The following is a 10,057-nucleotide window of genomic DNA, read 5'->3' as shown; positions in this document are numbered from 1 at the left end:
ATCAAGATCAAGATCAAGATCAAGATCAAGATCAAGATCAAGATCAAGATCAAGATCAAGATCAAGATCAAGATCAAGATCAAGATCAAGATCAAGATCGTTGGTGTCGCTTAATTCTTCGACTTCGAATGCCGCCAGCCCTGGTCAAGGAACGCAAACACCACCACCAGCACCCCGGCTACCGCGAGGATTAACGCCACGCCATCGGTGGAGTGAGTCGCCGACCCGGCCACCAGCGCCAGCCCGCCCAGCGGCGCCAGGCCACCGGCCACGGCGGTACCGACCTCGCGCCCGGTGCCGAACCCCGACGAGCGGGTCTGGGTCGGGAACTGTCGGCTGAGGAACGAGCCCTGCGGGGCGAACATCATCGGCGCCAGGATCCCGGTGCCAACGGCAATGGCCAGGTAGATCATCATCGGCTCGCCGGTCGACAGCAGTTGCAGGAACGGAAAGGCGAACAGCGCCGACAGCAACCCGCCGAGCATCAGCACGGTCTTGCTGCTCCACTTGTCGCACAGCCAGCCGAAGAACGGCACGGCAAAGATCGCCACCAGGCTGGCCAAGGTCACCGACAGCGAGGTGACGTGGGCCTCGACGCCCTTGAACTGGGTCAGGTAGGCCAGCGAGAAAGTCTTGAAGATGTAGCTCAGGGCGTTGTAGCCCACGGCCACGAAGAACACCACCGCCAGGCCTTTGAGGTCGTTCCGGAACAGCAGCTTGAGCGGCGACACCTGCGGCTTGTCGTCGTCCTTGTCCAGCTCCTTGAAGTCCGGGGTCTCGGGGATGCTCTTGCGCACCCACAGGCCCACCGCCACCAGGGCGATGCTGGCGATGAACGGGATGCGCCAGCCGCCGGCCAGCAGGAACTCGTTGCCGTTCATGGTCAACAGGTACACGGTCAGCGACGACAGCAGCAGGCCCAGGTTCAGCCCCAGCGCCGGCCAGGCGCCCTGGCTGCCGCGCTTGCCTTCGCTGGCGTGCTCGTAGGAGGTCACCGCCGCGCCGGACAGTTCGGCACCGGCGCCCAGGCCCTGGATGATGCGGATGATCACCAGCAGGATCGGCGCCCATATGCCGATGGTGGCGTAGCCGGGGATCAGGCCGATCAGCATGGTGCACAGGCCCATCATGCAAAAGGTGATCACCAGCACGTGCTTGCGCCCGAAGCGATCGCCCAGGTAGCCGAACAGCACGCCGCCGAAGGGCCGGGCGATGAAGCCGATGGCGAAGGTGGAGAACGCCAGCAGCGAGGCCACCGCCGGGTTGCTCGGGTCGAAGAAGATCTTCGAGAAGACGATCGCCGCCATGGTGGCGTAGAGGTAGAAGTCGTACCACTCCAGCATCGAGCCGAAGATGGTCGCCGCCGCCACCTTGCGCAGGCGCTTGCGTTGCTGTTCGGGGGTTTCGCTCGCGGCCAGGGCCGTTTCGTGTACCGACATTGAGGTTTTCCTTGTTGTCTTTGTAATTGTGGATGCAGCGGGTGGATCAGCGGGCCTGGAGAATCTTCTCGGCGATCATCTGGCCGATGGGGATCGCCGAGGTGGCGGCGGGCGACGGCGCATTGCACACATGCACCATGCGTGGCGTCTCGGCGAACAGGAAGTCGTGCACCAGGGTGCCGTCGCGCATCACCGCCTGGGCGCGGATGCCGGCTTCATAGGGCAGCAGGTCCTCGACTTCGAGGGACGGGCAATACTTGCGGCACTGCTCCAGATAGCCGCGCTTGAACAGCGAATTCTTCATCTCGGTGGTGCCGGAACCGAGGTTGTTCCAGAGGGTTTTCCAGAAGCCCGGAAAGCGCGCGTACTCGGCGACATCGCGCCAGTTCACCGAAAACTTGCGGTAGTTCTCCCGACCAAAGCCGAGCACCGCGTTGGGGCCGACGGTGACGCTGCCGTCGATCATCCGCGTCAGGTGCACGCCGAGGAACGGCAGCTCCGGGTCGGGGATCGGGTAGATCAGGTGGTTGACGATCTGGCTCTTGCTCGCTGGCAGGCGGTAGTACTCGCCGCGGAAGGGAATGATCTGATGGTCGATCCTGACCCCGGCCTGGCGCGCCAAGCGGTCGGACTGCAGGCCAGCACAGGCCACCAGCTGGCGGGCGCGCCAGGCGTTGCCGTCGGCGCTGATCGCGACGTGGTCGCCATGTTCCTGGATGGCGCGCACGGTGGTGGACAGGCGCAGTTCGCCGCCGGCCTGGCGGATTACCTTGGCCATGGCGTCGCACACTTGCTGGTAGTCGACGATTCCGGTGGCATCGAGGAACAACGCGCCCTTGCCGACGATGTTCGGCTCCCGCTCGCGCAGGGCGTCGGCATCCAGGCGCTCGACCTTCAGGCCATTGTGCTGCGAGCGCTCGTACAGCGCCTGCATGCGCTGCACTTCCTGGTCGTTGGAGGCCACCAGCAGCTTGCCGCAGACCTCGAAGGCGATGCCGTGCGCGCCGCAGAAATCCTTGGTGGCCTGGGCGCCGCGCTTGCACAGGTCGGCTTTGAGGCTGCCGGGGGCGTAGTAGATGCCGGCATGGATCACGCCGCTGTTGTGGCCGGTCTGGTGACGGCCGAGGCTGGCTTCCTTTTCCAGGATCAGCAGCGAAGCGCCGGGGCGTCGTTCGAGCAGGGCCATCGCGGTGGCGAGGCCGACGATGCCGCCGCCGATGATGCAGTAGTCGTAGGTCATGCAGGGTACCTTGGTATTCTTGTCGGTGAATCTGCTTATCAGGTTGTCAGACTAAGTAGTTCGCGTGAAAGCCTCGCCAGGTCGCGATGGGGTTCTCCGGAGTCAGTCGAGGTCGGGAAGGTCGAGTTTCAGGCGCTTGGCAGAGGCGCGCAGGTGGGCTTCAGCGCAGCCGGCAGCCGCCTGGCGGTCACCGTCGGCGATGGCTTGGTACAGCGCCCGGTGCTCGCGCAGGGCATCGGCCGAACCGCCCACCGCCGGGGTGGCGGAGTTTTCCCAGGCGGTGCGGCGCGCGGCGGCCAGCTGGCCGCCGAGGAAATCGTGGAAGGCGACGAAGTAGTCGTTCTTGCTGGCTTCGGCGATGGCGCGGTGGAAGGCCACGTCGGCGGCCGAGGCCGTGGCGAAGTCGCTACGCGGGTTTTCCATGGTGCCCAGGGCGCTGGCCATGCGCGCGAGGTCGTCGGCGTCGCGGCGGCGGGCGGCGATGGCGGCGGCTTGGGTTTCGATCCACAGGCGCATCTCGAACATCTGCACCAGGTCCGGCTTGCGCCCCTGGCTGCCGGGGAAGCGGAACACCGTGCCGCTGGGCGTCTGCGAGATGTACGAGCCGAGCCCGCGGCGGGCGATCAGCACCCCGTCGGCCTTGAGCTGCGCCACGGCCTCGCGCACCACCGAGCGGCTGACATTGAGTTGTTCAGCCAGTTGCTGTTCGGTGGGCAGGCGCGACTCGGCGGCCAGGCGGCCGGAATCGATCTCGGCGCGGATGGCGCTGACGACACGTTCGACGAGGGTGTCGGGGCGCTGGAGCTCTAGCATGGACAGGGGTTCTTATTGGTCAGGTTGTCAGACAATGCCTGTCTCGATAGTGGCCTGTCAATCTCCTGAAGGCTTGCGCGGTCCCTGTAGGAGCGATGTAACAGCTCAGATTTCGGACACGAATGTCCCGGTCCCGGCAAGGATGTTCTGCAACGTTTCCTTCACTTCATCCAGGTCGGTTCCGGCGCTGGTCAGAATGATCTCCAGCGTTTCATCCCCCTTCAGCGCATCACGATCCCCCGCCGCGACCTCGATCAGCAGCCGCTGCGCGCTCAGGGTCACCTTCAGCCCGTCCAGGGTCGACGGCTCGTCATCCAGGGTCAGGTCGACGGTGTCCTCGTCCGGATAACGGGTCAGCAGGAACATCTGGCCCTTGTCGCTGTGGCAGCACAGGGTCGCCATGTTGTCTTCCTCATCGTCACAGGGGGTGGCGAAGAGCAGGGCGGTTTTCAGTTGCATGGGCGGCTCGGGTCAATGGCAAAGGAAAGGAATTCTGACAGCCTTGGCGGCCGCGATAAACGTAAAGTTACCGCGCATTGACCGAAATTGTCGCAGCGCTGCAAGCCGCGGTGACCGTTCAGTCGTTAAGCTGCCCAGTCGGTGGACATGACGTTCATGTCCAACGCCTGGTTTTACCGTCCGGCTTGCCGCGGGTTGGCTATCGTTGATCCGTACCCGGCGGACGTACGCGACGCTTCACCTATAACAAAGCCCAAGCGGAGTACCACAGATGGCGTTTTTCACCGCAGCCAGCAAAGCCGACTTCCAGCATCAACTGCAGACGGCCCTGGCGCAGCACATCAGCGAACAGTCCCTGCCACAAGTGGCGCTGTTCGCCGAGCAGTTCTTCGGCATCATCTCTCTGGACGAACTCACTCAGCGCAGGCTGTCGGACCTTGCCGGCTGCACGCTGTCCGCCTGGCGCATCATCGAGCGCTTCGACCCCGAACACCCGCAGGTGCGGGTCTACAACCCTGATTACGAACGCCACGGCTGGCAATCGACCCATACCGTGGTCGAGGTGCTGCACCACGACCTGCCATTCCTGGTCGACTCGGTGCGCACCGAACTCAACCGCCGCGGCTACAGCATCCACACCCTGCAGACCACCGTGCTCAGCGTGCGCCGCGGCGCCAAGGGCGAGCTGGTCGAGCTGCTGCCAAAAGGCACCCAGGGCGAGGGCGTCCGTCATGAGTCGCTGATGTACCTGGAGATCGACCGCTGCGCCAATGCCGCCGAGCTCAATACCTTGAGCATGGAGCTGGAGCAGGTGCTGGCCGAAGTGCGCGGCGTGGTCGCCGACTTCGAGCCGATGAAAGCCAAGCTCCGCGAGCTGCTGGAGTTGGTGGAACAGAACGCCTTCGGCCCGGCGCAGAACGACAAGGCCGAGGTCAAGAGCTTCCTGTCGTGGCTGCTGGACAACCACTTCACCTTCCTCGGCTACGAGGAGTTTACTGTCGAGTCCGATGCCGACGGCGGCCACCTGGTCTACGACGAGGCCTCGTTCCTGGGCCTGGCCCGCCTGCTGCGCGCAGGCCTGGGCGCCGACGACCTGCGCATCGAGGACTACGCCGTCGCTTACCTGCGCGAGCCGCGCCTGCTGTCGTTCGCCAAGGCCTCGCAGCCAAGCCGCGTGCACCGCCCGGCGTACCCGGACTACGTGTCGATCCGCCAGATCGACCAGGACGGCAAGGTCATCAAGGAATGCCGCTTCATGGGCCTGTACACCTCGTCGGTGTACGGCGAGAGCGTGCACACCATCCCGTACATCCGTGGCAAGGTCGCCGAGGTCGAACGCCGTTCCAACTTCGACCCCAAAGCCCACCTGGGCAAGGAGCTGGCCCAGGTCCTCGAGGTGCTGCCGCGCGACGACCTGTTCCAGACCCCGGTCGACGAACTGCTCAGCACTGTCATGTCGATCGTGCAGATCCAGGAGCGCAACAAGATCCGCGTGTTCCTGCGCAAGGACCCGTACGGCCGCTTCTGCTACTGCCTGGCCTACGTGCCACGTGAGATCTACTCCACCGAGGTGCGGCAGAAGATCCAGCAGGTGCTGATGGAGCGCCTGAAGGCCACCGACTGCGAGTTCTGGACCTTCTTCTCCGAGTCGGTGCTGGCCCGCGTGCAGCTGATCCTGCGGGTGGACCCGAAGAACCGCATCGACATCGATCCGCAGCAGCTGGAAAACGAAGTGATCCAGGCCTGCCGTTCGTGGCAGGACGATTTCTCGGCGCTGGTGGTGGAGAACTTCGGCGAGGCCCACGGCACCAATATTTTGGCCGACTTCCCGAAAGGCTTCCCGGCCGGCTACCGTGAGCGCTTCGCCGCGCACTCGGCCGTGGTCGACATGCAGCATGTGCTGAACCTGTCCGAAGCCAAGCCGCTGGCCATGAGCTTCTACCAGCCGCTGACCCAGTTGGGCGAGCGCCAGCTGCACTGCAAGCTGTACCACGCCGATACGCCGCTGGCGCTGTCGGACGTGCTGCCGATCCTGGAAAACCTCGGCCTGCGCGTGCTCGGCGAGTTCCCGTACCGCCTGCGCCACGCCAGCGGCCGCGAGTTCTGGATCCACGACTTCGCCTTCACCTACAGCGAAGGCCTCAATCTTGATATCCAGCAGCTCAACGACACCTTCCAGGACGCCTTCGTCCATATCGTCAAGGGCGACGCCGAAAACGATGCCTTCAACCGCCTGGTGCTGACTGCTGGTCTGCCGTGGCGCGACGTGGCGCTGCTGCGCGCCTATGCCCGCTACCTCAAGCAAATTCGCCTGGGCTTCGATCTGGGCTACATCGCCAGCACCCTGAACAACCACACCGACATCGCCCGCGAGCTGACCCGGTTGTTCAAGACCCGCTTCTACCTGGCGCGCAAGCTGACCCAGGAGGACCTGGACGACAAGCAACAGCGCCTGGAGCAGGCGATTCTCAGCGCCCTGGACGAGGTCCAGGTACTCAACGAGGACCGCATCCTGCGTCGCTACCTGGACCTGATCAAGGCCACCCTGCGCACCAACTTCTACCAGCCGGACGCCAACGGCCAGAACAAGTCGTACTTCAGCTTCAAGTTCAACCCCAAGCTGATCCCGGAACTGCCGAAACCGGTGCCGAAATTCGAGATCTTCGTCTATTCGCCACGGGTCGAGGGCGTGCACCTGCGCTTCGGCAACGTCGCCCGCGGCGGCCTGCGCTGGTCGGATCGCGAAGAGGACTTCCGCACCGAAGTGCTCGGCCTGGTCAAGGCTCAGCAGGTGAAGAACTCGGTGATCGTGCCGGTGGGCGCCAAGGGCGGCTTCCTGCCGCGCCGCCTGCCGCTGGGCGGCAGCCGTGATGAAATCGCCGCCGAAGGCGTGGCGTGCTACCGCATCTTCATCTCCGGCCTGCTCGACATCACCGACAACCTCAAGGACGGTGGCGTGGTGCCGCCGGCCAACGTGGTGCGTCACGATGAGGACGATCCGTACCTGGTGGTGGCGGCCGATAAAGGCACCGCGACCTTCTCCGACATCGCCAATGGCATCGCCATCGACTATGGCTTCTGGCTGGGCGACGCCTTCGCCTCTGGCGGCTCGGCTGGCTATGACCACAAGAAGATGGGTATCACCGCCCGTGGTGCCTGGGTCGGCGTGCAGCGTCACTTCCGCGAACGCGGCATCAACGTGCAGGAAGACCCGATCACCGTGGTCGGTATCGGCGACATGGCCGGCGACGTGTTCGGCAACGGCCTGCTGATGTCCGACAAGCTGCAACTGGTGGCCGCGTTCAACCACCTGCACATCTTCATCGATCCGAATCCGGATCCAGCCACCAGCTTCGTCGAGCGCAAGCGTCTGTTCGACCTGCCGCGCTCGGCCTGGAGCGACTACGACACCAGCATCATGTCCGAAGGCGGCGGGATCTTCCCGCGCAGCGCCAAGAGCATCGCCATCAGCCCGCAGATGAAGGAACGCTTCGCCATCGAGGCCGACCGCCTGACCCCGACCGAGCTGCTGCACGCGTTGCTGCAGGCGCCGGTGGACCTGCTGTGGAACGGCGGTATCGGCACCTACGTCAAGGCCAGCAGCGAAAGCCACGCTGATGTCGGCGACAAGGCCAACGACGCCCTGCGCGTCAACGGCAACGAGCTGCGCTGCAAGGTGGTGGGCGAGGGCGGCAACCTGGGCATGACCCAGCTCGGCCGGGTCGAGTTCGGCCTCAACGGCGGCGCCACCAACACCGACTTCATCGATAACGCCGGCGGCGTGGACTGCTCCGACCACGAGGTCAACATCAAGATCCTGCTCAACGAAGTGGTGCAGGGTGGCGACATGACCGAGAAGCAGCGCAACCAGCTGCTGGGCAGCATGACAGACGAAGTCGCAGAGCTGGTGCTGGGCAACAACTACAAGCAGACGCAAGCGCTGTCGCTGGCTGCCCGTCGCGCCCGAGAGCGAATCGCCGAGTACAAGCGCCTGATGGCCGACCTCGAGGCCCGTGGCAAGCTGGACCGCGCCATCGAGTTCCTGCCCACCGAAGAGCAACTGGCCGAGCGCCTGGCCGCCGGTCACGGCCTGACCCGCGCTGAGCTGTCGGTGCTGATCTCGTACAGCAAGATCGATCTCAAGGAGCAACTGCTCAAGTCGCTGGTGCCGGACGACGACTACCTGACCCGTGACATGGAAACGGCCTTCCCGCCGTCGCTGGTAAGCAAGTTCGCCGACTCGATGCGCCGCCATCGCCTCAAGCGCGAGATTGTCAGCACCCAGATCGCCAACGATCTGGTCAACAACATGGGCATCACCTTCGTTCAGCGCCTGAAGGAGTCCACCGGCATGAGCCCGGCGAACGTCGCCGGCGCCTATGTGATCGTGCGCGACATCTTCCACCTGCCGCACTGGTTCCGCCAGATCGAGGCTCTGGACTACCAAGTCCCTGCCGAGATCCAGCTGACCCTGATGGACGAGCTGATGCGCCTGGGCCGCCGCGCCACCCGCTGGTTCCTGCGCAGCCGTCGCAACGAGCAGGACGCGGGTCGCGATGTCGCCCACTTCGGGCCGAAGATCGCCCAGTTGGGCCTGAAGCTGGACGAGTTGCTGGAAGGTCCGACCCGTGAGCGTTGGATGGTCCGCTACCAAGGCTTCGTCGAGGCCGGCGTGCCGGAACTGCTGGCGCGCATGGTGGCGGGCACCACCCACCTGTACACCCTGTTGCCGATCATCGAGGCCTCGGACGTCACCGGTCACGATCCGGCGCAGGTGGCCAAGGCCTTCTTCGCCGTGGGCAGCTCGCTGGACCTGACCTGGTACCTGCAGGAAATCAGCAACCTGCCGGTGGAGAACAACTGGCAGGCCCTGGCCCGTGAGGCGTTCCGCGACGACATCGACCTGCAGCAGCGGGCGATCACCATCTCGGTGTTGCAGATGGCCGACGCGCCGCAAGACATGGATGCACGGGTGGCGCTGTGGTGCGAGCAGCACCGGGTGATGGTCGAGCGCTGGCGCGCCATGCTCGACGACCTGCGCAATGCCAGCGGCACCGACTATGCGATGTACGCGGTGGCCAACCGCGAGCTGGTCGACCTGGCGATGAGCGGGCAGGCGGCGGTGATTCCGTCCTGAGCCTGGCGTTGAGGTAAAAGAAAGCCCCGGCAGTGATGCCGGGGCTTTTTCATATCTGCTGGCACAATCTCTGTGGGAACGGTGTGTTATTTGAACCTGCGCTCCACGCCTTTCTCCACCAGAATCTTCGCCGAGATCTCCTCCACCGAGAAATGCGTGGAGTTGATGTTGGGAATGTTCTCCCGACGGAACAGGTTCTCCACCTCGCGCACCTCGAACTCGCACTGGGCAAAGCTCGAGTAGCGGCTGTTGGGCTTGCGCTCGTGGCGGATGGCGGTCAGGCGGTCGGGGTCGATGGTCAGGCCGAACAGCTTGCTGTGGTGCTTCTTCAGCACCGCCGGCAGTTGCAGGCGCTCCATGTCGTCCTCGGTCAGCGGGTAGTTGGCGGCGCGGATGCCGAACTGCATGGCCATGTACAGGCAGGTCGGGGTCTTGCCGCAGCGCGACACACCGACCAGGATCAGGTCGGCCTTGTCGTAATAGTGGGTGCGCGCGCCGTCGTCGTTGTCGAGGGCAAAGTTGACCGCCTCGATGCGCTCCATGTAGTTGGAATTGCCGCCGATCGAGTGGGACTTGCCCACGGAATACGACGAATGGGCGGTCAATTCCTGCTCGAGCGGGGATAAAAACGTCGAGAAGATGTCGATCATGAAGCCATTGGACGTGGCCATGACCTCGCGGATGTCCTGGTTGACGATGGTGTCGAAAATGATCGGACGCACCCCGTCGCGCTCGGCCGCGGCGTTGATCTGCTGGACCATGGCCCGGGCCTTGTCCAGCGTGTCGATGTAGGGGCGTGTGAATTTATTGAACGGAATGCTCTCGAATTGTGCGAGCAGGCTCTGGCCCAGCGTTTCTGCAGTGATGCCGGTACCGTCGGAGATGAAGAACGCGGTTCGTTTCATTTGCACCTGGGGGCCTTAAGCTGCCGAAGATTTCTGGATATGATAGGTTCGGTTTGCCGAACGC

General features: G+C 64.2%; 6 protein-coding genes. 1 reads left to right on the top strand and 5 read right to left on the bottom strand.

From position 1 onward, the window contains the following. Positions 1–110 precede the first annotated feature (110 nt). The 4 genes from AC25M7_RS16655 to AC25M7_RS16640 form a co-directional block, all read right to left on the bottom strand. Entirely contained in the window at positions 111–1,439 is a 1,329-nt protein-coding gene (locus AC25M7_RS16655; protein ID WP_028692929.1) for an MFS transporter, read from the bottom strand. A 46-nt stretch (positions 1,440–1,485) separates the two neighbouring features. Continuing rightward, a complete protein-coding gene (lhgO, locus tag AC25M7_RS16650) occupies positions 1,486–2,679 on the bottom strand; it encodes an L-2-hydroxyglutarate oxidase (RefSeq protein WP_062359636.1) in 1,194 nt (397 codons plus the stop codon). Positions 2,680–2,781: 102 nt separating this feature from the next. Beyond that, a complete protein-coding gene (locus tag AC25M7_RS16645; protein ID WP_028692931.1) occupies positions 2,782–3,492 on the bottom strand; it encodes a FadR/GntR family transcriptional regulator in 711 nt (236 codons plus the stop codon). A gap of 105 nt (positions 3,493–3,597) precedes the next feature. Beyond that, the gene (locus AC25M7_RS16640; protein ID WP_028692932.1) at positions 3,598–3,951 is read right to left on the bottom strand and encodes a hypothetical protein; all 354 of its coding nucleotides are present in this window, start codon (positions 3,949–3,951) and stop codon (positions 3,598–3,600) included. A gap of 271 nt (positions 3,952–4,222) precedes the next feature. On the opposite strand from AC25M7_RS16640, the gene AC25M7_RS16635 reads away from it, so the two are divergent. Then, positions 4,223–9,088 (top strand): NAD-glutamate dehydrogenase, encoded by a 4,866-nt coding sequence (locus tag AC25M7_RS16635; protein ID WP_307942179.1) that lies wholly within the window; start codon positions 4,223–4,225, stop codon positions 9,086–9,088. Positions 9,089–9,174: 86 nt separating this feature from the next. Here the strand turns inward: AC25M7_RS16635 and ppsR are convergent, their stop codons facing one another. Further along, positions 9,175–9,993, bottom strand: a complete 819-nt coding sequence (gene ppsR / locus AC25M7_RS16630; protein WP_028692934.1) for a posphoenolpyruvate synthetase regulatory kinase/phosphorylase PpsR — start codon at positions 9,991–9,993, stop codon at positions 9,175–9,177. Positions 9,994–10,057: the final 64 nt, after the last annotated feature.

This window comes from Pseudomonas sp. P106(2024) (assembly GCF_057480815.1).
The sequence above is the reverse complement of the archived record's forward strand: the minus strand, read 5'-3'. Positions and strand labels throughout refer to the sequence as shown.